The organism is Rhodococcus sp. As11 (assembly GCF_048957735.1).
GTDB classification, from domain to species: domain Bacteria; phylum Actinomycetota; class Actinomycetes; order Mycobacteriales; family Mycobacteriaceae; genus Rhodococcus; species Rhodococcus gordoniae.
Genome location: NZ_JARDJE010000031.1, coordinates 1 through 27,000, shown reverse-complemented (window position 1 = coordinate 27,000; position 27,000 = coordinate 1). Strand labels below are relative to the sequence as shown.

Here is a 27,000-nt window from a genome sequence, read left to right as displayed (position 1 = left end):
GGAACGGCCGGGTGGTGAGTCCGGCCTGGTGATGTTCCCCGGTAGTCTCTAGGTCCGCACGTATCCCTCCGTATCGTCGGACCACTGCCAGACGTGACCGTCATACGAGACCGGCCCGAACTCGTCGTCAGGTTCGACCGGTTCGGCATCGCCTGAGTCGATCAGATCGACCATCCGCGCAGCGTCGATCACCGCTGGCCCCGCCCCATTGCCCGAGTCCGGGAGCGATCCGGTCGCAGCGACCGCCGCCGCGATCGGGGTCGGCCGCGCCGCGATGTCCGCCGCGATCCACTCCCGCACCCCATCAAGCAGCGTGACCTGCACCGTCGGGGGCTCACAGCGCCCGTCGATACAGTCGCCGAACTCGTCGGAGTTGGCCGCCAGCCGTTGCAGAAGCGGTTGATAGACCTGGTAGTGCCAACTTCCCGGCGACCACGAATGCACCTGACCATCGCCGAGCTGTTCGTAGGCGACCTTGTGCGCCGACATCGCCGCCGTCAATTCCTCGACCATCTTCGGGTGCCGATACCAGCAACCCTTGATCCGATCGGTGAGCCGGTAGCAGCCGCGAAACCACTCCACCCACTCGATCAACTCGTCCCACAACTGTTGTGCTTGTTCCTGGTCGAGATGCCGCCACGACAGCCGGCCCGGCGTGTACCCGCTCATCCGAGCACCACTTCCCCGCCCGTGCGGGACCAGGCCCAATCGGGCAGCTCCCCCGTCTCACAGACCCAGTTGTAGACCTCTTGAGAGTCGAGCACCCGCTTTTTCCAGTGCGGAATGTCCCACACCAGCGGGAGATGAACCCGCGCCGGAGCCGCACCCCGGTAGATCATCAACGCCTGGTCAGCAGGCATTCCGCGAATCTCCGGGGCAGTCATCACCTTCGTCTGCCGAGGAGCCTGCGTCGGAGACCACCACTCTTCACGCTCACCGGTCAATCGGGAGATCTGCTCGAGCTCGTTCACATCACCGAGGCCGGGCAAGACGATCCGCACAGGCGAGTTCGTCGTGAACATTTTCCCCGCGCTCGGACCCCATCGCCGGATGTTCTGCTCCTGACCGTGGCAGAACGCCCAGATCGAGATTCCTCGCCCGGCGCTGTCGGAGACCTTGTCGGGCAGATCCGGGATGGGCGCGACATTGTTGACCTCATCGAGAACGAACCGCACCGGAGGGTCGATTCTCTCCTCCGGGTACTCCCGCGAAATCTCTTTGGCCAGGTAATACGCCTCCGCCGCCAACGCCGTGACGATCGGTGCGCTCGAACCGTAGGAGCCTTCGGAGATCAGATACAGCGTCCCGCCGTCGCGGATGAGCTGCGCGAGGTTCACCGACTCATCGGCGGTGACATTGACTGCCGCCATCAGCTTCGGTGAGGCGAGGGGATCGAGCAGTGTCGAGACCGTCGACATCACATCATCGACCGAATCCGATCCCGAGCCGCCGAGCTGCGAATACTCCACGCTCCACGTCGGCAGGTCCCGGTCCAGAATCTCCTTGACCTTCGGCACCTGCCGCTGCATCGCCCAGCGATAGAAGGTGGTCACATCCCCACCGGACACCGCGGCCGCATACAGACAGCACCGCAGGTACTTCGCTGCGTTCGTCGAGAAGTACCCACCGTTCTTGGTATCGCCGAGGGGAACAGCCTGAACCAGCGCATCGGCACGCCGGATCGCCGTGTCCGGGTCATCGCAGCCGGCCAGCAGGGACCACCGCATCGGCGTCGGCCACCGCGTGATGCCCTCGGGGTCGAACACCTCGACCGGGCCGGAGGCCAACCGTTGCCCCACCGTCGACCACAGCAGATCAGGTTTGGTGGTCGTGGCCAGCACGAACCCGACCGACTCGACGATCCGCTGCCAAGCCAACCGCCAGCTCTTGCCCGATCCGGTCGGACCCTCGACCAGCGTGCCGTCCCGGTACTGGACGAACACCTCGGCATCTTTGCCATGCTCGCCGTAGAGCGTGCCGATCCGGGTCGCCACCTGGTGCGCGTCGATCTTGCGGGCCGGAGTATCACCCAAGCTCGCCCGATTCGTCTTCGCTGCTTTCACCGCGCTCTTGCGATCGAGGCCGCGCTGCCGCAGCTCCGCCCGGTCCGCAAACCCTTCCTGGCGCGTGCGCTTAGCGCGCTGACGTGCCGAAACCTTCCCGTCGATCACGAGCACGACGGCGATATAGACCAGCATCGCTGCGATCAGGCACACCCACACCGCAACCGCCGAACCCGGCCGCGAGTCCTCGGGCCAGCCCACCGTCGGGTCACCCGGCGTGAGCACCAACGCCCGCAACACCGACAACGTGCCGTACAGCCCTTCCGGGAACACCGGACCCGCCCCGGTCACCAGGCCGGCAACCGCGCCCCCGGCGTACACCGTCCACAGGACCCCGCCGATCACCACGACCACCAGGCCAGTACCGACCGGAATCACCGGATGTGTCGGCCGCTGCTGACCCCGCTCGTTCACTGCACCGCCCCCACCAGCTCGGCCAATTCCTCGGCATCGAGAGTGTCCGGGAGCCGGGTCTGCCCGACCAGCGTGCTCGCCTCACCCCGAATGACCTCATCGGTGTCGGTGAGGGTGATCTCGAGCGGGGACCGCTCGTGCTTCATCAGCACCGGATCGGACTTGCCCATCACCACGAGACACTGCCCCTTGTGCATCGACATCAGCAGATCGACGCAGTATTCGGGCAGGTGGTACATGCGAACCGTCTGCTCGGCATCGTCCACCCGATCCTGTCCATACAGGAACACGATCCCGGCTTCCTGCATCAACGCCCGGGCCGGAGAATCCGCAGGTAGATCGGCGATGTGATGGAACGCTGAGACCGTGGACAGGCCCAGGCCGCGAGAGAGCTTCATATTGTCGCGGAAAACCCGCCCGGTCGAGCCTTCCGCGATGTGCCAGCCTTCCTCGACGATGAGAATGGTCTGCTTGTGCTCGGATGCGCGAGCGGCGAGGACATTCGACAGCCACGTATTGATGACCGTCATCACCACCCGCAGCGCCGGTCCCTTGTTGGGCAGTTCGGACACGTCGAAGTGCACGAGCGGATGGTCGAGCGCATGACGGACATCGGCCGAGGTCGGCTGATCGACCAACCCTCGCAGATCTCCTTCGCAGAGCTGCCGCAGCGCCAGGCCCGGATCACGACCCCACCGGCACGCTTCCTTCTCCCACACCTCGCCGAAGGTGACTGTCGCTTCCTCCGGCGTGGATAGCAGCAGATCGGCGACATCACGCAGGATCGGCTCGGTGCCCTCGCTGCGGGCACGTTCGTTGACCAGTCTCAGCGCCAGGTTCAGCGCCGCGATCTCCGTCTGCACCAACGTCCGCTGCATGGTGTCCTCGAGTACCGCGGCAATCAGCACTTCTTGACCGGCCGGCACGATGCCACCAGAAGTGGTCACCGACGACGAAATCGCCGGGTCCATGATGTTCAACCGCGCACCGTCACCGCCGGTCTTGAACCTGATCGACGGCACCCCCAGCGACTTGGCGAGCTCGGTGTACTCACCACCGCGATCACCCTGACGCTTCTTGTCGATCACCACAACCTGACGGCCGGCCGCGATCTGCCGCAGTCCCAGGGTGGTCTTGATCAGTGAGGACTTCGCCTTGCCGATGTCACCGACCACCGCGACGTTGATGTTCTCGATCTCACTTCCGTACAACGCGAACGGATCGGTAATGACCAGCGCATTCGACATCAGGTTCCGCCCCGACACGAGACCTTCGTGCCGCACGTTCTTGCGGGTGGTCGCCAGATTCAGCGCTTCGGCCTGGCGAGTTGTCGACCACACCCCTTCCGGGCGTGGCTCGTACCATCCCCACCGGTCGAGCCACTTGTTTCGCTTCGGCGGACGCCGACGAGGAACCACCGGCGTGTCCGCCTGATCTACCTCCGGAGCGGTCGGCGCAGGCGTAGCGCCCTTTTTGCGGTTCAGTAGTGACGGCATCAGACCCCCTTGGCCCGGGTGTACTTGGTGGCCGCGAGTCCACGGCCGAGCGGCAGAGTGAGGAATTGCGCGACATCGTGGCTGTCGTCGAACCAGGTGAACTCTTTGATGGCGGCTTGGTCGGCGGCCTGCTCGAGCCGCGCACACGCCCGCATCACCGCATCCTCATCCGGTGCGGTGACCGACACTGCCATCGACCAGATCACCCCGTGGTGTCCCGATCCCGGCTTGAGGTCTTCGCGGCGACGCAGCGACGCCGACGCCATGACCTCCGATGCACCGTCGGTGACCTGGCCCTTCTTTCGCTCCTTGTACTGGCGTGCTGCATCCTCGGTCGCGTCCTTGCGTGCCACCTGGCGCGCTTTGACTGCATCGACGAAATCCATCCGCATCTTCACCGTGCGGATTGTTGGCTGGGCCGGAAGCCCCTCAACAGGATCGCCGGGGTCCGGGTCGACGCCGGTCAACAGCGGCGAGAGCCATTCAGCGTGCAGCGGGATCGGTTCGATCGAACCGGGTCGGATCAACCCGACTCGGGTATCCCATCGGTCGGACACCCGTGTCGACAGGTCTCCGCCGACATACGACGGCCAGCAGTTGCCCCAGTTCGCGCCCCGGTGGGCGTCGAGTGCGTAGGACGGATCGAGCATCGAGCGGAAGACCGCACAGGCACGCTGTTGGCCGAGCACCTGCACCTGCCCGAGCCGGGCCGAGGTCAGCGCGCCGACCGCCCGCATGGTCTCCTCGACGATGACCTGGCCGATACCGGCCTTCGTCTCTACGCCTTTACGCTTGGCGACCGCTCCGGCCGCCGACAGCAACTCGACCGACTTCGGGAAGATCAGCGTGGCGTAGCAACGATGCTCTTCCGACTCCGGGGCCAGACCGTCGATGAGCTGGCCGTAGGACTCGACCGCAGGCATCACCCGGTGTGCATGAGGATTCGCACGCACCACCGATTCCATCCACGCCACGTGCGGAGTCAGATCGGCCGGCACCGAGCGGTGCACCATCTCCAGCCCTCGAAGCAGCGAGGATCGGCGCGCGAACGAGGCCAGCGTGCGCGAGAACGCCTGCGAGGTCACCGCCCATTCCTCTGCACCGCGGAGTCCTTCGGCGAGCCCTTGAATCGACAGCACCACCGAGTAGTAGTTGTTGTCACCAGGCGTCCGGTGCTCGAGGATGAACATGTCATCGAGACCTGTATCGGTCAGATCCAGCGGAGCGACATCTCCGAGCGGCACCGGGAACTCCCAGCCCGGATCGGCTCCGAGCACCCCGTACAACTCATCACCGGGCGCCCGGTAGACGTGTTCACCGTGCTTTCGCCGCCGCCGATCCCGGATCCGGTGCAGTTTCTCCCCCGCCCAAGACCGGCGACCGTTGATGTCGGTTGTCGCCCACAGCGTGCCGCCCACCACCGCAAGGACACCGGCCAGTGTCCAGATCGTCGATCCGAAGAAGACGAACAGGAACATCGAGAGCATCAGCGCCGCTGCATAGGCGAACAGCACCGGTTCGGGAACGGGGATCAGTCCTCGGCGAGCGATTTCCGAGCCGAGGATCGAGGTGCGCTGCTCACTGTCACTCATCACTGATCTCCCATGTTGTCGGCTCGTTCAGGAGCGTTCTGTGCCGCCTGGGCTGCCTTGTTCAGCGCTGCGCCGCCCACGGTCCCGGCCACGACAGCCGCTCCCACCCCGGCCGATGCGACCGTTCCGGAGAGGCCCTTGGCTGCCCCCATGAGCTTGCGAGTGCTCGCCCCACCGCGCCCCCCACCGCTATGACCTGCGGTAATACCCGAGTGCTGGTGGGAGGTCGACCCGGCGGAACTATGGGACGTCGACCCGTTCGAGGTGGAGGCCACTCCCCCACCAACGCCCCCTCCGCCGACAGGATGGGAGTGTGCCGCCCCTGCGGAGCGGGCCGCAGCGACCTCACCCCCGCCACCACCGCCGCGGGCCATCATTGCCATCTGCGCGGTCTGCAAAGTGCCGCCCAGCCCTTGTCCGGTCGCCGATCCGGTATCGCCGAAGCCTTCCGAATCTTCACTGGACGGCATGAACGGGGCGTACTTGAGCAGCGACCACGGAGCGAGTCCGACCAGTCCGATGCACACCGCCGACATCGCCAAGGCGCCAAGCGATGCGAGGTCACCGTCGACGTAAGCCCCGGCGCTGCTGTCGATCAGCACCGTGGCTAAGAACCCCAGACCGAGGAAGATCACCGGCTTGGAAAACACGATCGAGATGAATACGAAGATCGGGCGCATCGCCTTCTTCCGCAGGTTCGGATGCACCCACAATCCGAACGCGACACCTGTCAGGCCGGCGAGGATCGGCAAGGCAGCGGCGTGCATCAACATGCCGAAGAACAACGCCAGCGACCCGAGAAACAACAACCCGAAGAACACGATGCCGGTCAGAGAGCCACCGACGACGGTGTCGCTCGTGATGCCTCCAAGCATTGCCGATACTGACACCACCGCCTGCTCCAAGTCCTGCTTGAGCAGTCCGGACAGGGAGGTGGTCAGCGCGTGCGAGAGCTGGACCAACATTTCGGCGGCGGCCGGGGCGAACATCATCGACAGCACACCTAACGGGGCGTATCCGATCAGGCTGTGCGCCAGTTCCATTCGTGTCGATTTCTGTGCGGAGGTTCGGTAGATCGTGAACAGTGCGGTGATCGACATGACGAACACCCCGATTCCGCAACTGACCGCGTACCACCGCAGGAAACCTTCATCCCGCGGGTTGAACTCGTGGATGTTCGCCAAGCCCTCGAGGACCGAGGTGGTCAGCGATACCGCGCTTTCCTTGGTGCTGTTGGCCCAGTCGTCGATCACGCTGCCCGGATCAGCGATGAACGCGACCACATCTCCGGCCTTGTCGACGGCCGCCATACCGAGGCCGACGCCGAGCTGGATCTGAAGCGGCGTGGCGGCCTTGAGGACCACACCACCGACTCTGGCGAGATCGAGGAACCGGTCAGCGAAGTCCTTGTTCTGCTCTTTCCAGTTCCAGATGCCACCGAACATCGCTCCGATCTGTGTGTTCCAGCCCCGGCACTGGTTGATCTCGCTGATGTTGGTGCCCTTGTCGCAGTCGAGGAAATAAGCCCTGTTGCAAAGCATCTCGTGATCGCTGCACGGATTCTCGAAAATGTCGTCCGGCAGGTTATCGACCCACTTCTGTTGCTTCATCACTGCGATCGAACTGGCGTCGGGTGCTGCCGCCCAGGTAAATCCCCAGTGGTTCCCGCTGGGCTCCGACCACTTCGCCAGATCCGCAGCGCATACCTTGGCCGAGGGCGAGAACTCCGGGTCGCCACCGGGGAAGGATGCCGGCCAGGTGGTCGGAGCCTTGCCATCGAGCACCGCTTGCTTCGCTTCGTCCTCTGAAACACCCATCAGTTCGGCGTACTGCGCGATTCGCTGCGTCACAGGGGACGCCCAGTAGAGAATTTGCTGGTCGAAGCGGAGGTACTGCGCGAGGTACTGCCCGAAGTCGCCACCCTTGTCCGCACACGCCGGATCGGTCGACCACCCGGCCGCCTCGAACTCCGGGTGACCGGGAAAGAACTCCTTGAGCTCGTCTGGCATCCCAGCAGGCCACCCTTCGGCAGCGCCACTGAGCGGCTGCGCCCACGCAGGCGTCGCACTCGAGGCCAACGCGAGCACCGCCAGCAGCACCGCAAGCAAAGTACGGACAAGGGATCGCATGATTACTCCACGAAGAAGGTGTAGAGGCCGTTCGCGCCGAACTCGGCGAGAGTGGAATCCCCTTCGGGGAACGAGACCTCTTCGGGCTCGGGACCGGACCGGAACGTCCAATCCACGGCCTTCCAATCCCCGTTCTCCCACTCCAAGGTCACCGTGGTCGTGGACCAGACAGTAAGGACGCTGACCTTGCCCGTGCCGCTCAGATCGTTCTGGCTCGCCGAGACTGCCCACACCGACACCACCGCACGGTCATCCGAGTAGTCCGTGACGTTGACCAGGGCGGGAAGGACGTTCATCACCGTGCCCTCGGCCTGAGTCACGCTCTCGTCAAGGACTGCCAGCAGCGCATCGCTGGCGTTGCTACCGACGAGGGCCGATTTGGCTTCCTCGGCAGAGATTCGACCGAGAGAGACCTGGTTTGCGGCCTGCACGAAGTTCGTTGCTGCGGTCTGTGCTCCGGCTTCGGTGCGGTCATAGCCATGCGGAATCCCGTTGGTGATCGAGTTGGGACCGTGCCCGGTCCGCACCGTGTCGGACTCCGAGCTACCGCCGCTCAACCCCGCGAGAATGATCCCGAGGATCGTCACCACGAGCAGGATCACCAGGCCGTACTTGAACCATGAGGGCAGTCTGTCGAACGCTGCCTTCCATCCTTTGGTCTCTGCCGTCTTCGCCGAGGATGTTGGCGTCGGTGCTGCTGTTGCCGGGGGCGATTGCTGGGAGCCCGGCTTGATCGAGCTGAAATCTGGTGCCATCTGATTCTCCTAACAGTGCTGGTAGATCGGCTATCAGCCGTTGACGACGAACAAGATGGCGCCGACGATGATCCCGGCTCCGGCCACGCAACCGAACGCCACACCAGCGGTCTTGGCCGAATCCATCGAATCGCTCAATTCGCTCTGGTAGCCCCCGGCGCGAGCCTTACGGATCTTGTAGAGCGAAATGATCAGGTTGACTGCGGATACCGCCAGGACCGCACCCCAGATACCGCCCGCAATCCGCGACCAGGTGCTCTGGAACGTAGGACCGAACACCCCCAGATCAGGGGAGATTCCGTCGAGTGGATTGTCGGTCTGAGCCGAGGCGGTACCGGCGGTGAGCAACACCGTGCCGATCGTGGCCGACAGCAGGGACGCAGCGCGGGCCACGCTACGAGGTAGCGACCGCATCGAGGTATTGCGAGACATCACAGGGGTCCTTTCACACAGAAGGTCAGGCGTAGGGATCGAAGCTCGACGGCTTCGGTGGTTGCGGCCGTCGGGCCGGGGCCGGCGGTTGGTGCACCTCAACTGCGGATTCGCTCGAGGCGTCCGGTTCGGGGGCCGCTTCCGCCGCCTCGGCGGTGGGCCGGTAGTCCAGGGGCAGGTCCCTGGCCGGGTCCGTCTCAGGCACCCGGTCAGCAGGAGCGGCAGCGGGTTCGGCTACCGGGGCCGGGGGCGGCTCAGCTGCGGGAACCGACTCGGGAGCCGGGGCCGGCTGGGGCGCTACGAAGCTCGGAACGTCCGCCGCGAATGTCGGCGGAGCCGGTACTCCCTGTTGCCGGAGTCCGGCCTGCCGCTCGACGATGGCCTCGGCTAGCGCATCGGTCACCATCGCCGCGACATTCGTCCACGCGATGATCGAACTCTGTGACAACGCCTCGAGCGTGATCCGCTCACCGGTGGCGAAGACCGGCTCGAATGGGACCCGAACGTAGGTCTGCACACCGAGAGAGTCGAACTCGTCGACAATCGCAGTTTCGAGGTTCGGATCGGACCCCGGTGTCGCGCACAGCAGCACGATCGCAGAGCGCACCAGATGCTCGAACCCCCGCTTACGGAGGCCGTCGAGCATCGCGTAGGCGTGCTGCGCCATGTCCCGGCGCATCGGCAGCGGCACCACCAGCACGTCGGCGTGGCGCACCGCCCACTGCCATGCCCCGGCCTGCGGAGTGGTGGCTGTGTCGATAATCAACAGGTCGCGATGGCGACGAAGCACCGCGCCCAACGCCGCGCACTCGTCCTCGCCGAGCATGTCGTCGTAGGAAGAATCGGTGTCCCCGGCCAGGATCTCGTCGTGGGTGGGCTGGAGCCGCAGATACGCCGCCAGCTCCCCCGCCTCGACGTCGGCCGACATCAGCCGCGATGCGTTGTCGAGGACATCCCACACCGTGCGTTCGATGGGTGCGGTGCGCGCTGCGCGAATGCCGAGGGTGCCGCCGGCCTCGCTCATATCCACTGCCACGACCCCGCGGCCGCGATGCTTACCGAGCATCGCTGCCAGCGCAATCGACGTCGGAGTTTTGCCGGCTCCGCCCTTGGTGTTGACCACAGCGACCGTGCCCGAACCCGGCAGCGTTCGCTGGATCGCTTCGACCGCCGCCCGGTGGCCGGTCTCTGCCGATGCCGCTTTCGGGGCCAGTTTCGTTCCCAGAGCTGCATTGATCCGACCCCGCCAACCCCACTGAGCAGGCTGAGAAAGTGCCGGTGAGGCGGCCTCGTCGAACAGTGCGCCGTGCCCGGTAGACGGCATTGCTGTCGGCGCGATCGGCTCGTCGACGGCCGCGAGAGCATCTACTCCGACCCCGTACGGATCGGCGATGTCCTCGGTTACAGGCTCAGGAGCCGGGGCCGGTTCGGGTTCGACAGCGGGACGGTTCGGGCGTAGCCGCAGCCGACGCGGGTCGATGGTCGGTTCGTGGTTGTAGTCAGCGATGTCAGCCATCACGCTCACCTCACAGGGTGGTGACGGACGAAACGCGCCATCCGTCGCCGTTGTCGGTCAGCACCACGGCGACGTACTGCACGTCTGTGCCGATCTCGGTGCCGCTGGAATCGGTGACCGTGCTGGTCACCTCGTACATGCCGTGATACTTCGTCGCGGTATTGGCCTGTCCTTGGTTGGGGACCTCCACCGCCACGGCGGTGACCGTCGCGCCCTGCGACGCCCACTGTGCCCACTCACCGCTGGCCTTGACCGGGATCTGCACATCGGCGCGGACCTGCGCGTCGAGTTCGCCGGTCAGCACGCCCAGATCGGCGGCCCGCACCGGCGCGTCGTTGCGATTGGTGTCGGTACGGGTGTCATAGGAGAACCAGGTCTCGACGACCGTGCGGCCGAGTTCGCCCGGATCGGAAGTGTCCACACTCGGTGCCGCCGGAACGGGGGTGGACTGCTCGATGGGCGCAGCCGGTTCGGTGGGAGGCCATGCCTCCGTCGACGACGGCTGTGCCGACGAGTTCGTAGTGGTCTGATCCTGGTCGGTCTCGGAGCTGCATCCGGCCACCGTTAGGGCTCCGGCGAGGACACCGATCAGTGCCAGTCGGCGGATCATTCGGCCACCACCAGATCCGACAGGCGGATCGCCCGCCATTCGCCGTAGCCCGGTTCGAGGCACCACTGCTCGGCCGGATTGCCGGTCGGCGTCACCTCAAGATCAAGAATGACCTGCTTTTTCGCCGCGAGATCGGCCAGTTTCACCCCGTCGATGCGTTCACTGCTCACCCGCAGACGCAACCGAACCGCCTCGACCTCGAGGTGGTCGCGGACTTTCGCAGCGAGGAACACGGCTTTACCGGCGCTGGCCTCATCCGCCGAGTCCTGATCGCCGGGCCGGAAGATCCGATCGTCCTTGTGGAACGATCCGTACCAGGCGACATCGCTGGTGTCGGCATCGCCGACGACGGCGAACGAGCCACGTTCGTCGCCGGCCGAGGCCAAAGACACCACCGGAGCCGACGCGGCGGCTGCGGCCAGCTTTTCGGCCCGTTCACGCTGCTCGCGTTCTCGCAGGGCGTCGTAGTCCACATCGAACTGCTTGTAGAGCTCGCGCTTGATCTTCGGCCACTGGGTGCGCGTCATCAGGTTGTTCTCCGCAGCCCAAGCCCGCAGGTCCGAGGCCGTCATCGCCTGGACTGTCCGGGTCGATCCGAGGGTGCGGACGGCCGATTCCGCCTTGTCCCACTCTTCACTCACGGTGTGATGTTCCCTTCCTGGTGTGTCATCGTTTCCGATGTTCTGGCGTATGAAATCCGTTGTGCATCAATTAAATCGGACGGCTCTGACATGTTTCGGGGGCGTCCATTCGGTGATCCGGACCTTCTCTCCGGACTGGGGCGCTTCGACAACTTTGTTGTCCCCCATCCAGATCCACACGTGGCCGGGGTAGGGCTGCACGATGTCTCCGGGTTGCAAGTCCGCCGCCTCGGTTACAGGCGTCCCTCGAGGATCGTTGACCTGAGCGGAGTCCTGGTGTGGCAGAACGATTCTTCCGTCCGTTGCCTGCGCCACCGCGTACACGACCAGGCCCGAGCAGTCGAAGCCGACCTTGTTGTGGTCGCCGTGCTCATCGGCGACACCGCCATCGGCGATGCCGCGAGTCGGTCCGGTGGCATCCCCGCCACCCCAGGCGTAATCGGTGCCCAGCCATCCAAGTGCTGCATCGACCACCCGCGAACCACTCACCGACGGCGGCCGAGGCTGGTCGACACCGGCGAAGTCAGCGCGGCCGGCCAGGATATTGCGGACGTAGCTCGTGGTCTCCGCGTTGCCGCACACCCCGCCGGAAGCGAGTGTGTTGCCCGGCCCGCAGTTGTAGGCCGAGAGCATCAACTCGGTGCCGTCACCTGAGACTTTTCCCTCGCGGAGCCACTGCTGCGTCTGCTCCCACATCTGGCAGTCGTAGGCGGCCATCGCCATCACCGAATCACCGATGGAATTCACGTCGGCCACGCCGTCACCGTCGTAGTCCTGGCCGATCGAGGCCCAGGTTGCGGGCATGAACTGCCCCGGCCCGCGTGCCCCCGCCGGAGACACCGGCGAGGAGGGACCGTAGCGGAACTGGTTCTCGGCGTAGAGCTGGGAGGCCAGCAAAGGAGCGTCGATCGCCTCGCAGGTCTGAGCCGCCTTGACGATCCACTCCCGGAACTCCTCGGGGACCGATCCCGGCGCGAGGGAGCGTCCGCCGGGGCGCGTCAGGCCGGTGCAACCGGCACCGAGCGGAGTCTCGGCCGCGACCAGCTGCACATTCGGCGAGGTCGGACGCTGTTGCGGGGCGTCGAGTTCAGACGCATCGGCCAGCCACGGCATCGGGTCGATCGGAGATCCGCCGTCTAGTCGGCCCCCGGGCCAGACCTCGAAATGCAGGTGCGGTCCGGTCGAACCTCCGGCGTTGCCGACCAGGCCGATCAGATCCCCGGCGCGCACCTCGTCACCGACGGAGACGAGAACACCGTCCGGGAACATGTGCCCGTAGACCGTCGAGATGGTCGACCCGTCCGCGGTGGCCGAGTCGACGATGATCCAGTTGTCGAAACCGTTCTCATCGCTCGCGCCGGAATCTCCTGCTGCAACAACGATTCCGTCGATCGGTGCATAGAAGGGCGTACCGATCGGCGCCGCCAGGTCGATGCCGTTGTGCGAGGTACCCCAGCGCGGGCCGAAACCGGAGGTGAACGTGTAGGTGCCGGTGACCATCGGCTGCACCTTCTTGCCGGTGGCAGCACGCAGGCTGTTCGGTGACCGGGACGGTCCCTGCGTCGGCAGGCAGTTGTCCGGATCGGGATTGTCGCTGCCGCACATCACCAGCGCACCCATCAGGGCCACGACGCTGGCTGCCAGCGTAATTTTCGTCGTCGAAGAAGCCACGTTCTCACCCCCTTTGCATGAGTGCTTGTCGCTAGCCCGCCCAGGCCATGCACGTGAGTGACTTCGCATCCGCCCGCCCGAGGTCGGATGCCGTGTTAGTGGAAGGCTCCCGGTCCTGGAAGCGGCACCACCCGCTGACCAGGACCGACCGGCCTCAGCCGATCGCCTTGGCGAAAACCTTCACCATCGTGTCGATCGCGTTGTCCCTCCCATCCGGGGACCAGCTCGGATACGCAATGTGCGAATTCGAGGCGTAGAAACTCGCCGCGGTGAATCCTTCGGCCACCAGCTGCCCCAGCTCGGCCGCACTGTCACTGCTCGCCAGCGTCATCACCGACTGGCCCAGGCCGGCCAGATCACTGTCCTGTGCCTGCACCGACATCAGCGAGCCGATCGGATCGCCCGGATCGTGCAGTTGATCGGGACTCATCTTCTGGCCCGGGGTGAGCACGCCGAGAGCCACCTGCGCCAGATCCACCGCCACCGGCATCAGCCGAGACAGCTCGAGCACGTTCCCGCTTTCGGCCACCGACCAGGCGATTTCCTGAATCTCGCCGACATTGCGGGCCAAGCGGATCACATCGACGTTGCCGAGCAGATCAAGCACCAGCGCGGCGATTGCGGCCGTGCCGGACGGGTCCGGAACCATCGCCACCAGCCGTGAGAGTGTCTTGAAATCCACCCCGGCAGCCATCTTCACCAGCGGGGAGAGCTGATTGTTCAGATCGCCCGCGACCGCGTGCGCCCCGTGCACATCGCCGGTGGCAATCTTGATCGGAAGCTGCTGCAACCCGGCCGCCACCGCCGGATAGTCGACCGAGGTCACGCCGGAGACGACGCCCAGCAGTTGATTGATGATCGTCGTCGGCTTGGCTACCGAAAGCACCTGCGTTGCTGTCCGCAACTCCACCGGACCCGAGGCCGCCAACGGCGACAGACCCGCGACCAGCGCATCTGCCGACCCTGCCAGCGTCGACACATCGACCGACTCCCCCGAGGCCCGTGACTTGAGCAAGGCCGTGCTCACCCCGGTCACCGCTTCGGCGGCCGACAACACTGCCGGGACATCGACCTGCTCGAGCATGTCGAGCACGCCCGCCGTGGTCGCCTCCGGCGATCCCTCGGGAGCTGAGGTGAACGTCTCACGCGCGCCCGGATTGCTGTCGATCCACTGTCGCGCCTGGTCGACCGGCGTCAAAGTCTCCGACACCAGCCGCGCCTGCTGCGTCATGCGGGCGATGTTCGCCGCTGAGGTGGTCGACGTCGGACCAGCGGCATCGAGGGAAGACACCGACTCGGCCAGTTGCGAGGCTGCCCCGAACACCGCCGACAGATCCGCGTTGCGCCAGGTCCCCGGTGAGGACAGCTCATCGACCAGGGAGGATTGCGCCACTGTCGACGTGCCGGTGATCGTCGGAGTCTGGGGTGATGCAGTCGAGGCGAGTTCGGCAGAGACATCGACCGCTCCCGGCGGATTGGCGATGATCCGGCCCAGAGACGCCAGGAACGGCGTCGACTGACCATCGGTGTTGCAGTACGCATCGTCCGGGTGGCAGATGTCGAACACCTTGCCCGCGAGCTTGCCGAACCCTTCCGGGGCCGGCCCCGCGATGCCCTGACCGCTCAGGGGCGGGCCGATCAACGTTGCGCCCTCGGTGCCCCGCTTCGGATTGGCGAGCAGAATCACCGCCTTGACCTGCTGCGGAGTGACGGGGCCGAGACCGTGGCCGATGTTGACGGCCAGATCGTTGCCGATCTGCGCGCCCTGGCTGTACCCGGCGATGAGGTACGTCGACGACGGGCACCGCTCCATCAACTCCGCTGCCGCTTTGTCGCCCCGCGACTTCGATTCGGCATAGGACGTGCCGTTGAAGAACGCCTCGCCCGGATACGGCACGTACACCACGTCGAGGTTCTTGCCGAACCGTTGCTCGAGTGCGTCACCGACCGCCGCGAGCATGCCCGTCGGCACGGTCGGATCAGCATGAGCGGACGTTTCCGTCGTGCCGGGAATCATCAGCGCGATCGTGCGCGCACACCCGTTCGTTTGCGCTGCGTGAGCAACCGTCGGTGTGCTCACCGCGGCCGCGGTGGTCACTGCTGCCGCTGCCAGAGCGAGACTTGCTTTCCTCATGACCCGACCTCTTCGATGGAGCGGATCATCACTCGGCCGTCCTCGGCCGTGGTCGTTGTGATGCGCTGTTTGAACTCGTTGCGCCGATCCGGGCGGACCTCGGTGATCTGCGCGCTGTAGGTGTTCGGCCCGATGGCCGTGACCTCGAGGCAGTGCGTGGTCCCCAGCGGCACGGTGTCGATGCCCTGCTGGATCATTGCCGCGTCGGGCAATGGCGCATCAGGGGCCATCAACTCCCGCACCGACTCACCCGAACGCAGCAGGTAATAGCGATGTTCGAGCGCCGCGATCACCCCTTCCCCGGAGAGTTGGTCACCCTCGCCAGGTGAGCACGGGTCGTCTGCCGCTGCCGCGGCCGCTGTCGGCGCAGCGGTCGCAGCGTCCGGGACCAGGCCACCGAAGTCCGCGTCGTCGTCACCGCCGCCGACGAGAGCGGTGATGCCCCAGCCGGCCAGTCCCACGACGGCCACGGCCGCGAGGCCGAGACCGGCATAGGTCAGCCCCTTCCCGACAGGGCGGCGCGTGGTCACCTGCGTGGTCGGGTGAGTGGCGCGGCGACCGGCATCGGCCGCCGCAACCACTCGAGACGCCGACTCACGGGCGGACGCGGTTCTCCCGGAGGAAAAGCGCTCTTCGGCCACCGGTACCGACACCGGCACCGGCACCGACTCCCGAACCATGCGGGTGCGAGGTGCGGTCGCATCGAACACCCGAGGTGAGCCCGCTCGGTCGTTCCGCTTCATCGGTTCGTCTCCCTCTTCGACTGGACTCAGGCGTCGACTGCCGGAGCGGGCGCGCCGAGACCCAGACCGACCGCCTCGCTGACCAGGCGCGATGCCAGCCCCGGCGTCGCGTCGGTGAAGAACGAGTCGAGTGCCTGGTCGACCTGCTCGATGACCTGCTCACCGCCGGGCTGTGCCTGAACGAAGTCGCGGACCTGCTCATCGATTGCAGGTGCGGTCTCGGTGGCGAAGGTCTGCACAGCGTCGACCGCAGCCGCACCGATGGGATCCTCTGACCACTGCGCGAGCGTGGTGTCGACCTGTTCTGTGACCTGTTCGGCCTCGATGTCGGGCACCTCGGTCTCGATCGGCGTGGCATCCTCGCCCGCGCCGTAAGCCGTGCCGACCCCGTACCCGGCCAGACCGCCGCCGAGTGCGCCCAGTCCACCACCGACCGCGCATCCGACTCCGAATCCGGCCGCCGCACCAGCGGCGGTAGCGGCAACGCCCGAGGTCACGGGAGCAACCCCCGGAATCGGCAGAGGCACCATCGTGCCTGCTCCAGCCCCGACGATGCCCGCGACCGTGCTCACTGCCAGTGCGGTCGGGACACCAGCCGCGAGGCAGCCGGTGCCGAAGCCGGTCGCTGCACCTACGGCCGTGCCTGCAACCTGGGCCGAGGCGATCTTTTCGGCCTCTTCGGTCTCCATGCCGGTCGACCGGTGGTAGTCGGTGACCATCGCCTCGACCACTGCGGTCGTGCGGTTGGTCTTGTCGGCATCGACGTCCGAGACCCAGTTCGGCTGGTCGAAGATCACCCGGCCGAAACGCATCTTGTTGACCGGAGCCTCGATCGGCAGGGTCGGGCCTTCCACCACGACCGGCGCCTGCGGAGCAGGAACGCTGTAACCGGAGTAGCCGGAGTTGTCGCCGCCCGAATAGCCGTTGTACTGCGCCATCGACACACCGCCGCCGGTCTGCGGGTTGTAGGCGCGGGTGCCGCGGTTGTACTCGGCCGGAGGCGCTACCCAGAAGTTCTCGGCGGGCTGCGGATCAGGGGCCGAGGGTGCAGGAGCAGAAGTCGAGGGGGGCGTGGAGGTGATGCCCGCCTGCCCACCACCGGACTGCGGCGGGGACGTGATGCCCGCCTGCCCGCCGCCGGAGTCGCCGGTCGGCGCTGCTGCTGCCGTCGGCGCAAAGGCAATGAGCAACCCTGCTGCCGCCGGTGCCAGAGTCGCGGTGCTGAGCACCGCACTGGTCGTTCGGCGGCGCCGGTGCCTGCCGGTGCCGGAAACCAGCTGATCTTCGTTGGATACGGACATGTACATCGCCTTTCCTGCGAATGAATCGAGTCCCGAATGCGTGAAGGACCTGAGCGAGAAAGAGATCCGTCAGGGCCGAGAAGATCGGGTGGTCACCACAGGGAGGTAGTCCGCTTGTGCACGTGTCGGTAGCGCCGACTAGGTGCGGGAACGCTGCTGCTGGCGCGCACAGTCGAGTAACGCCAGAACAGCAGCGCCCGACAAGGAAGTGGGCTCTCGTCCGCAGTGACCTGGTGCCCGAGCTTGCGTAGTCAGCCCGGACGGGTTGGTACGTAGGTGGTTCAACCCCGGATACGTGACACCGACGCCAATCACTGACACGTGTCCGGGGTTTTCCCTTTTTCCGGTGGCCTCACCGTGGCTCGCGCTGGTTGCCGGCCAGACGCTTCCCTCGGCTCAGCCGATCGTTACCTCCTTCGCTGCAAAACCCTTCATTGAAACTCTATTCCGGAACATTACAGCAAAATTTATTCCAGTGGAAGATGACGCAAGCCATTCCTGTAGGGCAGTGTTATGGCTCGTGGAAAGGTTTCGGGCATGACGAGACGGCCTCTTCGGGGATTCGACCGGGAGAGGTTGATCGATCTGCGGATGGAGAAGGGTTACACCCGTGGTGACCTGGCGAGGTTCGCCGAAGTGAGCGTGGCGGCCGTGCGAGCTTGGGAGTCCGGGCAGGCGACCCCGCAGGTGGACCGTCTGGCCCGTGTCGCTGCCGCCCTCGACGTTCCGATGTCCGAGTTGGTGCGGATATCCCCGCACGACCGGTATCTGGGCGATCTGCGCGTCCAGGCCGGCCTGACCCAGCCCCAGCTGGCGCTGCAAGCAGGCATTTCCACGGCCTCGCTCAGCAGCCTCGAGCTGGGGGAAACCTCGCTGCGAGAGACGGTAGCCGAACGACTGGCTCGAGCTCTGGGAGTGGACACAGCCGAGGTCCGCGCCGCCTACGAACGGGCCCGAACCCGACCGCCGGGCACACCCGTCTGACACGCGCGACACACTGTGTGTCGACGCACGACAAATACGGATAACCACGTCTGAGCTCCCCCCGCGGAGATAGCAGCCTGCCTCACGCAGACATGCGGAAGCGGCCGAAACCGGCTGTGCTACATCCGAGGCCGAGTGGACAAGCCCCGGGAAATCCCCACGGGCGGGGACGCGGAAGACAAACTATCAGATCACGGCCGATAGTCCGGGACCAACCTACCCGCCTCGCACCCCCCGATCGGATCCCTGCACATCCTCTGTGGCCGCATCGAATTCGTCGGCAATCGTTGAAATCTGAACGAGCACCAGGCGGTCGCTGAGAGGACCGGGATACGGGCTGATCGACAATTCAGCTGCCCGCCAGCCAGATTCCGAACGCAGACGAGCAGCGACACACCGAGGCGCGGTATCCCCCGAGCAAAACGTTGCCAGCGCATCGGCCAGCACATACCGATCGTCGGGATGCACGATTTCGTTTCCGCCCTTGATGTTTCGCCAGGATACCCACGGTGGAGCATCCGGCAGCCACATCGTCAGAACGGCGAGGTCGGCGGCGAAGACGCCGGTGTAGACCCCCGCTGACCGGAGCATCTCCTGCATTCCCAGCTCGCTCAACGTCGGCAACTCCGGTGACGTCGTATCGGAGACGTCGTGCCACAGCAGCCGCAATCCCACGTTGCCCGGATCAGTACGGCCCTTGCCCCAGCAGTACCAGCGCATCACCCGACCGTCGGCGTGCAGAACCGACATGGGAGCCTCCCACCGGCGACCGTGCACCGGATCGATGCCCAGCTCGAACAACGACGCCGAATCGTCGAACTTCACCGCCTTGGCGATGTACTCCGCAGGAGTTCGCTCCGGAACGTGCTCTTCAGGAAGCACCCCGGACATCATCGAGGCTTCGACCGTCTGGCCGATCACCATCCGCTCGAGACTCCACGCAATCCCAGCTGCGATACGAGGTGGGGTGGGAACCCGGCCGGGCTCCCCCACCCATACCTGGACACCGTGCGCATCCCCGCTGGGGCCGAGAACGGGCAGCGCCTCGATGTGAAACGCCTTCTGCGCCCCCTTACGCGAGCGCAGATCGATCGACACCGGCCGACGAGTGCGGATCACCTCGTCGATGATCCGCGTGACCGGAAGATCCGGGGCCGGCTGAACATGCCGGGTCACCGACGCCCAATCCTTGACTACGCCGCCGCAGCTGACAACGGACATCTCGCCGTCGACCAACGTCTCGACCAAATGCCACTCGTTGAGAACCATTGACGTATAACCTCCCCCGAACCGTGGGCACAGTACGGCTGCCCAGGGGGAACTTACCTGTCGGCCGCCTCCGTCACTGACGCGAGAGCTTGACCTTCAACCCCCGCGGTTTGAGAGTGATCGCCTCGTGCACGTCGAGCTCGTAACCCGGTTCCGGAGCGAAGTCGTACCGCCGGATCAGCGACGCGAGCGTGAGCACCGCCTCGTGCAACGCGAACTGCCGACCGATGCACGCCCGGATGCCGGTGCCCCACGGTTTGAAGATGTGCGCCGGCCGTTTGCGCACGGCCGCGGGCTCGAATCGATCCGGGTCGAACCGTTCGGGATCGTCGCCCCACAGCGGGTCGCGGTGCAGTTGCGGCAACAGTACGAACACCCACGAACCCTTCGGCAGCGTCCGTCCGCCGAGGGTGGTCTCACCGCGTACCTTGCGGAAATAACCCGGGGCGGCCGGCCACAACCGCAGCGTCTCGTCCACCACCCGCCGCACATACCGCAGCTTGGCGACCTGCTCGTACCCGATCCGGCCGTCGGCACCGACGACCTCGGCGATCTCGGCCCGCGCCTTCGTCACCACCTCGGGATGTCGGCTCAGGAAATGGACCGCGAAACCCAAGGTCGCCGCAGTGGTCTCGTTGCCCGCGACCAAGAAAGTCAGCACCTGATTGCGGATCGATTCACGGTCGAGCTGCTCGCCGGTGTCGGGATCGACGGTGTGCATCATCAGGTCCAGCAGATCGCCGTGCTGCTCGCCGGAGTGCATCCGCTCCTCGACGATGCGATCGACCGTGCCCTGCATCAGCGCGATGTCGTGTTCATGCTGCTCCCTGGCACTGCGGCCGAACAGTGTCCGGAGGATGGGGATGTCGTTCGACGAGCGGTTGATGTACTCGAGCGCCCGGCTCATCGCCGCGATGAACGGATCGGGTTCAGTGCGGCCGAACGAGTCGAAGTCGTAGCTGAAGCCGCACTGGCCGATGACGTCGAAGGTCAGCGACGTCATGCTCTTCGGCACGTCCACATACTCGCCGTCGGCCGCTGCGCTGTCCCAGCTGTCGACCAGTCGGTCGACGACGGTGAGCATCGAGTCGTGATAGCCACGCATCGCGGCCTGGCTGAAGCCAGGCCCGAGGATGTTGTGGGCTTTGCTCCAGTTCGGTTCGGAGTTGAACGCGGTGAACAGTCCGTCGCCGGCGATGACGCGAAGCTTGCGCAGCGGCTTGCCGAGGAACTTCGCCCACTTCTCCTCGTCGTTGACCTCGCGCACCAGATCGGCGCCCGAGACCACGATCAACCGGTGCTGGAGGATCTTGCGTTCGAAGATCCCACCGAGTTCCTGTGCCATCTGCATCTCACGCTGAACCGGCTTGGCCACGTCGATGCTGAGCAGATCACCCACCAGCGGAAGTCTCCATCGAGGTCGCGGGATCGGCTGGGAGTCGGTGGTCGCAGGGCTGCTCGTCGAAAGCTGCGGTGACGCCATTCGTGAGAGTGTGCCCCACCGCCGACGAGAGGCACACCGCCGCCTCCCACCGCTCAAGGGCTCCCTGACTGCCGTCCCACTAGTCGACACGCGCCACGCCGATGTACGGGGGTAACTGACATCCGCGCTCGCAACCGCTAACCTGAGTCAGATTCAACGGGCCGATCTTGAAGAACCGGGGGTTTACGCATGGCACAGCCGCATAAAGGCGACCGCGCCGCGATGACTCTACGCATCCCCGCTGAGCTGCACGAACAGCTCCGCAACGATGCCAAAGACGCCAAGGTCGCGCTATCCCAATACGTCGCCGACCTGCTCGCACTACAAGCCGGTCGACCGGACCTTGCCCGCGAGATCAAGGCGGTGGCCGTGTAAACGCCACCAGAGAGGGCCGCTAGCCGCCAACTAGCCCGCCCTCAGATGCAGAAAACCCCCCGCCTGCCAAGCGAGGGGTCTTCCAAACCGAATCTGTGACCGAGCAAAGTCGCCAAACTCCTCGGGCACTCGAACTTTCTCTCCAGAAAGCCTTCGTTATGCATATTAGCGAGCGCTGCTCGTTTGGGCCAACTTCCGTCTCAAATCACACTCCCGCGTGTCGCCCTCAACGGAGCGCACACACCGCCCGGGACAACCGTCGAGGTCCCGGCCGCGCCACTCCCCAGACCCGCCGTGGTCGCCGTCGCGGCAGCTACAACCTCCGCGTAGCCGATGGTGCCTACTCCCCCATCCCCGTCTGGGACTCCCGCACGGGCTGGATGCGCCAGATCATCACCTTCGCCCGCAGCGAGACCGGTATCAAGATCTGCCACGAGCACCGCATCGCCCCGGACAAGTTCATCGCCGCCGCCAACGCTCACGCCGCTTACGCCGACGAATCCACCGGCCGCAGCCTCACCGCCGCCCGCGACACCCTCGCCGAGTACGCCGGCATTAGCACCGACGTCCTCGATCGTGCCCGCCAGATCCTTCGCCGCATCGGAGCCGCCGTCGAACTCGTCCGCGGCCGCTACCTCACCATCGCCGAACGCATCGAAGCCAGCCTCACCCACGGTGGAAAGCAACTTCGCGCAGCTTCCGTGTGGGCCTTGACCAGCAAGTTCACTGCCAACTCTTCTGTTTATCCCCAGTTTCCGAATCATGCGGATCTACCGGAGAACCCTTTGGGTTCTACAGGTATCTCTCGTTCTCAAGTAATCACCAACGCGCGCGCTACGCGCCGCGCCCGGGCTTCGATGAAGGCCGGGAGCGACCCACGACCCCTGCACGCTCAGATCGCCGCAGCGCGCCTGGCCGACCGACTCAGTCCCACGATGCCCGAATACCGCGGCGTGGATCGGAATGGCCACTACGTACCCGGAATCACCCATCACCACGTCGGAGCGATCGCCGATGCCCTGACCGCCGCAGGCATCGACACCACCCGATGGACCGGCGACGACGTAGCCGACCAGATCACCGAGTTCCGCCGCGACCGCAGCCTCCCACACCTAGCATCCCCGACCGCTTTCCTGCGCTGGCAGCTCCGTGCCCTCGCCGATGTGTGGTCAGGGCCTACCCCCACCGAGCGCCGCACTGAGATCCAGGACCGCCGCGCCGCCGAACGTCGCGCCGAACTCGACCGGCGTGCTGCTCATCCTCCGGCCAGCGACGACACCCGTGCCACCGCTCTCGCCGAGATCCGGCAGATACTGTTCCGGCGCTCGGGCATGCGCACCCGGACCCGCGGGGACCGCTTCGACCGGCACCGCTACTGAACGAAATTCTCGCTCCGGTCAGAACCACAGCGGCGAAGGGGAATCGAATCGTTTCACGCGGAAGCCACTCCTACCCCTCGAGCTTGCGGGCATCATGCAGTATCCGACCCACCGCTCCGGTCGACATCTCCAGTTTCTCGGCGATCTCGCGGTACTTCATCCCCTGCTGGCGAAGTTCGACCACCTGCTTGCGTCGGCGTTCTGCGCGTTCGAGGAATTGGTCTCGGGGTTCGGCAATCAGGCGACGTGCAGTGCGCTCCGACGAGCCGAGCCGGCGTGCCAGTTCCTTTGCGGTGATGGACCGACGTTGTTGTGCCTGGGCGCTGCCGCTCATTGCGCGAACTCCAATGCTGTCGCCAGATTGAACTTGGTGGCCCGCTTCCTGTTTGCTTCCCGTTTGGCGGAGCTCATGACCTTGCCGCCCTTGCTGCCACGTACTGCCTGGCGCGCCCGGAACGTCCCCTCGTCGAAATTACGCCAGATCCACTTGCCGATGGAGTACGCCGTGGCACGGACCTCGATGAAAGGAAGAGGGTCGGCGAACTCGCTGTTGATTCCGTGACAACGCTGAAGAACCAGCTGAAGCCACTGGTCTACGGTGCCCTGACGATGGTGCCACCACTGTGGGTACGCCCACTTACGGGCAGTGTCGAACATCGTCACATTGCGGCCCAGACCCACGGAGCGGTCGGGCCGGCGCGGAGCCTGACGAGGTGTGTAGATGGTCGCCAGATCCCGCAACGAGTACGGATCCCCTGGACCGTAAATGGTTTCCCATTCAGGGTGGATCGGGTTCTTGGTCAGCTGCCCACCGTAGGAGAAGTCCCCGCCGACGGAGATACACAGACCTCGCTCGATGCGATGGGCATAGCGCAGCGGAGTCAACCGCGCCGAGTCGGTACGGCAGACTCGATGGTCGCCCAGCCACCAACCCAGGTGCGCCCGCCCGGAGGGAGACTGCGCGACCCAGCTCGGCGTCGGATGATCCGACGGTTTCTCGAACGCCCGCATCGCCGCATCGGGGTGGTCACAGTCGATGACGATCGATCCGAGCAACGCGTGTGGAGAGTGCTGGATGTAGCGCATCGTCAATGCCTGGTCACGGCTCATTCGGTACTGACCGTGCTCGAGTTGGTTCGTCGCGAACGGCCGATGCGGCAGTAGCACCTCGTTTCCCCACTGCTCGTCAGTGAGAAGGGACTCCCCCGCCGTTTCCATGCCGAGTACTGTGCACTACCAAGATCGAGTATTCGGGTAGGACACGCCGAGCCATATACAGACATTATTCGGGTAGGTCATGCCAAGCCATATCAGGTATCCGCCCCGCCTTCTCCCTTTCGAACCCTCGAACATGTCCATTCGTGGCAGAGGCTGTGCTTCACGTACCGAAGTTACGATGAGAACCATGACCGGGAAGAAGCGCATGGCCTTCGACATCAGCGAAGCCGACGCCGACCGGATTCGCGCCGCCTACGTCGGCACCCGCGCCATCCTGCCCCCGGCCACCCTCAGCGAGTTCATCACCGACCTGCTGGTCGAGGCCACCGAACGTCTCGAAGCCGAACACAACGACCGCCGGCCCTGGCGCACCCCCAGCCGCAGCGAACTCAAATCCCTCTCCCAGACCGGCGTCGGACGCAACGCCCCCGGCCGCCCAGGAGAACAGGACCAGCAATGACCGAGGCGTCACGCACACCGCGCCCCAAACTCGGGTTCCACACCGACCAGGCCGAACGCATCCGCGCTGCCTACCTCGGCACCCGCGCAGTCCTTCCGCCGAGCACCTTCAGCGAATTCCTCGAGACCGCCGTCCTCGAGACAATCGAACGACTCGAAGCCGAACACAACAACGGCCACAGCTGGGACGCCCCGACCACCGGGGAAGTCAAATCCACCGCCCAGACCGGCGTCGGCCGCTGGAATCGCACCTGACCGGTTCTCAGTCGCACATCCTCATGCGTTGAGGACACGATGAGAACCACCCATTCTCACCCCCAGTGGGACTCTCACGCCTCATATAACCCATTATTACTATGGAATCCCTTTCATGAGGCAGCAGCACAGAGAACCCTCAAGCACCCATGCGAGTGTGCGCGAGAATCCGTGACGATAACGCTCCCGCCAGCACAAACAACGCCTATCCGGTAGCCGGCCGAATGACAGTTGCCGCCGTCGTTCTCGTCGTAACGGTCGCCGTTCTCGCCGTCGAGCCGATAGCGGGGCGCACCACGACGCACCAAGATCAGTCGGTGCCGCGTGACACAGTGCCGACCACCGACTGACCGAGCCCGAGAAAAGGACCGCCACCGACGTGAATGAGCCCCACCTCTACGCCCGAACCACCTACCTCGGCTTCGACGGCCCACCCGAACCCGTCCGCAATCTCGCCGGAGGTCTCACGGGTCTGTGGTGGCTACTGATCATCGCGGCGCTCATCTGCTTCGGAGCATGCGAGTACATGCGGCGAAAAAGCGTGACCAGGAGGGAACGGCAAGAGAAGAACAGGCTCGGAGCGGCTTTCTTCCTCTACTGCGGCCTCATGGGATTCGTCGTCGGAGTCTTCGGCTTGATTGCCGCGAACTGACCCTTCCTGAACTACTCGGACCGGAGCTGTCGCGGGTGGATGCACCAGGGGGCGGCTTCGCCAACGATGGGCCTCTGCAACGAGCAACAGGATCAGTCGACATTGTGAGACGCCGACCCGAGCGATAAGAACCATCACGCCCGAACGACTCCTCCGAGAACCGGCCGGAGCGCAGTCATCTCTCATCTCACGTATCCGCCTCGATCCCGTCGTGACCTGCGAATCTCATCTGAGAAACCCCTTCTCATATCATGGTTCTCATTGTTACTATGGGAACTATGATGTGGACGAAGCGACACAAGAACAAGAACGCCTCAGCGCCCGAGAACGTGACAGCCGTCAGCGGATCCATGTGGTTCGCAGGCGTGACCATCACCGTAGGAATCGGGGCGGCCGCGTTCATTCTCAGCTTCCTCGCACTGCGAGACCTGTGCATCCAGGCCGGCCAACCGAGAGAGATCGCCTTCCTGTTCCCCGTCATCGTCGACGGAACGATCCTGCAAGCAACGATGGGAGTCGTCTCCCGACGGCACGACCACCGGGCGCGACGATTCTTCTGGAAGATTCTCATCGGCGCCGCCACCGTCTCGATCGCAGGAAACGCGATCCACGCCGTTCTCACCACGACCCCCGGCTTCAACTCCGTTCTCGCCGCCGTGATCGCCACACTCCCGCCGATCTCACTGCTCGCCTCCACCCACGCGCTGACTGTTCTCGGCCGTCGCACCGCCGCGCCCACCGAGAATCCCGCCGAGACTCACATCGAATCCGCGCCCGCGACACAGCCGCGCCGTGAGACCGCACACGAGAACGCGGCCGCACCCAAGACTCACGTCACGACCATCACCGAGAACCGTGCCGCCGCCGAGACCGCGAGCGAGACTCCGGTCGCGCGGTCGACTCGCACCGCGGCCGCCGACGCTCTCACTCGACAGCTCGAGGTGCCACTGCCCCACCTGCCCGGCACCCACCTCGACACCAACCCCATCCCGGCCTTCCATTCTCACGAGGAGCGTCGCGAATGGGCACTCGCCCGGCGCCAGGCCGGAGTGGAGGTGCCCGTCATCGCCCAAGAAGTCGACCGCTCCGTCGCCACCGTTTACCGCTGGCTCTCCGAGGCCGACACCTCCGTCACCGTCTGAGCATCACAACGACATCGGAAATATCAACTTTTCAGCGTCAAATCGGAATCAACAAAAAATCAGACCGACATCAAAAAACGTCCACGTCTGATGCCTGCCAGTCTCACCTCGGCGCATCGAACTCGGAAATCGTCCCCCGGTTCGGTGCGCCGAGTCGCATTTGCGGTGTTGACCAGGGGCGATCCGCCCCCGGACCCCCTTGGGGTCGTCTCGGGTGTCGACGAGCAGTGTGTTCGAGGGTCGGTGTGGCAGTCGGATCTTTGCCTCGTTGGTCTCGGGGCCGGCAA

At 65.2% G+C, this 27,000-nt stretch carries 25 protein-coding genes; 7 read left to right on the top strand and 18 right to left on the bottom strand.

Features of this window, described 5'->3' with window-relative positions; all coding sequences use genetic code 11:
- Positions 1-48: 48 nt before the first annotated feature.
- The 14 genes from PV766_RS23030 to PV766_RS22965 form a co-directional block, all read right to left on the bottom strand.
- Positions 49-669 carry a hypothetical protein gene (locus PV766_RS23030; protein WP_106201996.1) on the bottom strand — a complete coding sequence of 207 codons (621 nt, stop codon included), beginning with the start codon at positions 667-669 and terminating at the stop codon, positions 49-51.
- Positions 666-2,177, bottom strand: a complete 1,512-nt coding sequence (locus PV766_RS23025) for a type IV secretory system conjugative DNA transfer family protein (protein ID WP_421097995.1) — start codon at positions 2,175-2,177, stop codon at positions 666-668. The genes PV766_RS23030 and PV766_RS23025 overlap by 4 nt, the downstream gene beginning before the upstream one ends.
- 296 nt (positions 2,178-2,473) lie before the next feature.
- Entirely contained in the window at positions 2,474-3,817 is a 1,344-nt protein-coding gene (locus PV766_RS23020) for an ATP/GTP-binding protein (RefSeq protein ID WP_033098666.1), read from the bottom strand.
- A gap of 155 nt (positions 3,818-3,972) precedes the next feature.
- On the bottom strand, positions 3,973-5,565 hold the full coding sequence (locus PV766_RS23015) for a hypothetical protein (RefSeq protein ID WP_272269571.1): 1,593 nt from the start codon (positions 5,563-5,565) through the stop codon (positions 3,973-3,975).
- Positions 5,565-7,694 (bottom strand): hypothetical protein, encoded by a 2,130-nt coding sequence (locus PV766_RS23010; RefSeq protein WP_272269569.1) that lies wholly within the window; start codon positions 7,692-7,694, stop codon positions 5,565-5,567. Before PV766_RS23010 ends, PV766_RS23015 begins: the two co-directional genes overlap by 1 nt.
- 2 nt (positions 7,695-7,696) lie before the next feature.
- Positions 7,697-8,449, bottom strand: coding sequence for a hypothetical protein (locus PV766_RS23005; protein ID WP_272269566.1), 753 nt, complete (start codon positions 8,447-8,449; stop codon positions 7,697-7,699).
- A gap of 33 nt (positions 8,450-8,482) precedes the next feature.
- Entirely contained in the window at positions 8,483-8,881 is a 399-nt protein-coding gene (locus PV766_RS23000; protein ID WP_226949904.1) for a hypothetical protein, read from the bottom strand.
- A gap of 25 nt (positions 8,882-8,906) precedes the next feature.
- Complete coding sequence (locus PV766_RS22995; protein ID WP_272269558.1) at positions 8,907-10,397, bottom strand: AAA family ATPase; 1,491 nt, start codon at positions 10,395-10,397, stop codon at positions 8,907-8,909.
- Positions 10,398-10,407: 10 nt separating this feature from the next.
- Positions 10,408-11,007 (bottom strand): hypothetical protein, encoded by a 600-nt coding sequence (locus PV766_RS22990; RefSeq protein ID WP_230810935.1) that lies wholly within the window; start codon positions 11,005-11,007, stop codon positions 10,408-10,410.
- The gene (locus tag PV766_RS22985) at positions 11,004-11,579 is read right to left on the bottom strand and encodes a hypothetical protein (protein ID WP_230810934.1); all 576 of its coding nucleotides are present in this window, start codon (positions 11,577-11,579) and stop codon (positions 11,004-11,006) included. The genes PV766_RS22990 and PV766_RS22985 overlap by 4 nt, the downstream gene beginning before the upstream one ends.
- Positions 11,580-11,714: 135 nt before the next feature.
- The gene (locus PV766_RS22980; protein WP_421097994.1) at positions 11,715-13,319 is read right to left on the bottom strand and encodes a peptidoglycan DD-metalloendopeptidase family protein; all 1,605 of its coding nucleotides are present in this window, start codon (positions 13,317-13,319) and stop codon (positions 11,715-11,717) included.
- A 154-nt stretch (positions 13,320-13,473) separates the two neighbouring features.
- Positions 13,474-15,417, bottom strand: a complete 1,944-nt coding sequence (locus PV766_RS22975) for a cutinase family protein (protein WP_421097993.1) — start codon at positions 15,415-15,417, stop codon at positions 13,474-13,476.
- Positions 15,418-15,449: 32 nt separating this feature from the next.
- Positions 15,450-16,034 (bottom strand): hypothetical protein, encoded by a 585-nt coding sequence (locus PV766_RS22970; RefSeq protein WP_421097992.1) that lies wholly within the window; start codon positions 16,032-16,034, stop codon positions 15,450-15,452.
- A 188-nt stretch (positions 16,035-16,222) separates the two neighbouring features.
- The gene (locus PV766_RS22965) at positions 16,223-17,497 is read right to left on the bottom strand and encodes an insoluble domain protein (RefSeq protein ID WP_421097991.1); all 1,275 of its coding nucleotides are present in this window, start codon (positions 17,495-17,497) and stop codon (positions 16,223-16,225) included.
- 537 nt (positions 17,498-18,034) lie between these two features.
- On the opposite strand from PV766_RS22965, the gene PV766_RS22960 reads away from it, so the two are divergent.
- Complete coding sequence (locus PV766_RS22960; RefSeq protein WP_230810929.1) at positions 18,035-18,481, top strand: helix-turn-helix domain-containing protein; 447 nt, start codon at positions 18,035-18,037, stop codon at positions 18,479-18,481.
- A 216-nt stretch (positions 18,482-18,697) separates the two neighbouring features.
- Here PV766_RS22960 and PV766_RS22955 read toward each other — a convergent pair whose 3' ends face one another.
- Positions 18,698-19,750, bottom strand: coding sequence for a GAF domain-containing protein (locus PV766_RS22955; RefSeq protein WP_072815819.1), 1,053 nt, complete (start codon positions 19,748-19,750; stop codon positions 18,698-18,700).
- A gap of 73 nt (positions 19,751-19,823) precedes the next feature.
- The gene (locus PV766_RS22950) at positions 19,824-21,233 is read right to left on the bottom strand and encodes a cytochrome P450 (protein ID WP_072815820.1); all 1,410 of its coding nucleotides are present in this window, start codon (positions 21,231-21,233) and stop codon (positions 19,824-19,826) included.
- Positions 21,234-21,422: 189 nt separating this feature from the next.
- Here PV766_RS22950 and PV766_RS22945 point away from each other — a divergent pair, with 189 nt between their 5' ends.
- The gene (locus tag PV766_RS22945) at positions 21,423-21,608 is read left to right on the top strand and encodes a toxin-antitoxin system HicB family antitoxin (protein ID WP_064061405.1); all 186 of its coding nucleotides are present in this window, start codon (positions 21,423-21,425) and stop codon (positions 21,606-21,608) included.
- 380 nt (positions 21,609-21,988) lie between these two features.
- Positions 21,989-22,987, top strand: a complete 999-nt coding sequence (locus PV766_RS22940; protein ID WP_421097990.1) for a replication protein — start codon at positions 21,989-21,991, stop codon at positions 22,985-22,987.
- A gap of 70 nt (positions 22,988-23,057) precedes the next feature.
- Here PV766_RS22940 and PV766_RS22935 read toward each other — a convergent pair whose 3' ends face one another.
- On the bottom strand, positions 23,058-23,321 hold the full coding sequence (locus tag PV766_RS22935; RefSeq protein WP_072815822.1) for a sigma factor-like helix-turn-helix DNA-binding protein: 264 nt from the start codon (positions 23,319-23,321) through the stop codon (positions 23,058-23,060).
- Positions 23,318-24,205 (bottom strand): replication initiation protein, encoded by an 888-nt coding sequence (locus PV766_RS22930; RefSeq protein WP_072815824.1) that lies wholly within the window; start codon positions 24,203-24,205, stop codon positions 23,318-23,320. The genes PV766_RS22935 and PV766_RS22930 overlap by 4 nt, the downstream gene beginning before the upstream one ends.
- A 187-nt stretch (positions 24,206-24,392) precedes the next feature.
- Between PV766_RS22930 and PV766_RS22925 the strand changes: the two genes are divergently transcribed.
- The 4 genes from PV766_RS22925 to PV766_RS22910 all read left to right on the top strand — a co-directional run bounded on the left by PV766_RS22925 (position 24,393) and on the right by PV766_RS22910 (position 26,713).
- A complete protein-coding gene (locus tag PV766_RS22925) occupies positions 24,393-24,665 on the top strand; it encodes a hypothetical protein (protein ID WP_138846420.1) in 273 nt (90 codons plus the stop codon).
- Complete coding sequence (locus PV766_RS22920) at positions 24,662-24,919, top strand: ParB family protein (protein ID WP_072815827.1); 258 nt, start codon at positions 24,662-24,664, stop codon at positions 24,917-24,919. Before PV766_RS22925 ends, PV766_RS22920 begins: the two co-directional genes overlap by 4 nt.
- Positions 24,920-25,298: 379 nt before the next feature.
- The gene (locus PV766_RS22915) at positions 25,299-25,571 is read left to right on the top strand and encodes a hypothetical protein (RefSeq protein ID WP_072815828.1); all 273 of its coding nucleotides are present in this window, start codon (positions 25,299-25,301) and stop codon (positions 25,569-25,571) included.
- A 365-nt stretch (positions 25,572-25,936) separates the two neighbouring features.
- Positions 25,937-26,713: a DUF2637 domain-containing protein gene (locus PV766_RS22910; RefSeq protein ID WP_421097989.1), complete on the top strand. Its 777-nt coding sequence runs from the start codon at positions 25,937-25,939 to the stop codon at positions 26,711-26,713.
- The last annotated feature ends 287 nt before the right edge of the window (positions 26,714-27,000 follow it).

Coding starts and splice junctions, on each gene's coding strand:
- PV766_RS23030 (WP_106201996.1), bottom strand. CDS start 669: ATGAGCGGGTACACGCCGGGCCGGCTGTCGTGGCGGCATCTCGACCAG.
- PV766_RS23015 (WP_272269571.1), bottom strand. CDS start 5,565: ATGAGTGACAGTGAGCAGCGCACCTCGATCCTCGGCTCGGAAATCGCT.
- PV766_RS23010 (WP_272269569.1), bottom strand. CDS start 7,694: ATGCGATCCCTTGTCCGTACTTTGCTTGCGGTGCTGCTGGCGGTGCTC.
- PV766_RS23005 (WP_272269566.1), bottom strand. CDS start 8,449: ATGGCACCAGATTTCAGCTCGATCAAGCCGGGCTCCCAGCAATCGCCC.
- PV766_RS23000 (WP_226949904.1), bottom strand. CDS start 8,881: ATGTCTCGCAATACCTCGATGCGGTCGCTACCTCGTAGCGTGGCCCGC.
- PV766_RS22995 (WP_272269558.1), bottom strand. CDS start 10,397: ATGGCTGACATCGCTGACTACAACCACGAACCGACCATCGACCCGCGT.
- PV766_RS22990 (WP_230810935.1), bottom strand. CDS start 11,007: ATGATCCGCCGACTGGCACTGATCGGTGTCCTCGCCGGAGCCCTAACG.
- PV766_RS22985 (WP_230810934.1), bottom strand. CDS start 11,579: ATGACGGCCTCGGACCTGCGGGCTTGGGCTGCGGAGAACAACCTGATG.
- PV766_RS22965 (WP_421097991.1), bottom strand. CDS start 17,497: ATGTCCGTATCCAACGAAGATCAGCTGGTTTCCGGCACCGGCAGGCAC.
- PV766_RS22960 (WP_230810929.1), top strand. CDS start 18,035: ATGACGAGACGGCCTCTTCGGGGATTCGACCGGGAGAGGTTGATCGAT.
- PV766_RS22955 (WP_072815819.1), bottom strand. CDS start 19,750: ATGGTTCTCAACGAGTGGCATTTGGTCGAGACGTTGGTCGACGGCGAG.
- PV766_RS22950 (WP_072815820.1), bottom strand. CDS start 21,233: ATGGCGTCACCGCAGCTTTCGACGAGCAGCCCTGCGACCACCGACTCC.
- PV766_RS22945 (WP_064061405.1), top strand. CDS start 21,423: ATGGCACAGCCGCATAAAGGCGACCGCGCCGCGATGACTCTACGCATC.
- PV766_RS22940 (WP_421097990.1), top strand. CDS start 21,989: ATGCGCCAGATCATCACCTTCGCCCGCAGCGAGACCGGTATCAAGATC.
- PV766_RS22935 (WP_072815822.1), bottom strand. CDS start 23,321: ATGAGCGGCAGCGCCCAGGCACAACAACGTCGGTCCATCACCGCAAAG.
- PV766_RS22930 (WP_072815824.1), bottom strand. CDS start 24,205: ATGGAAACGGCGGGGGAGTCCCTTCTCACTGACGAGCAGTGGGGAAAC.
- PV766_RS22925 (WP_138846420.1), top strand. CDS start 24,393: ATGACCGGGAAGAAGCGCATGGCCTTCGACATCAGCGAAGCCGACGCC.
- PV766_RS22920 (WP_072815827.1), top strand. CDS start 24,662: ATGACCGAGGCGTCACGCACACCGCGCCCCAAACTCGGGTTCCACACC.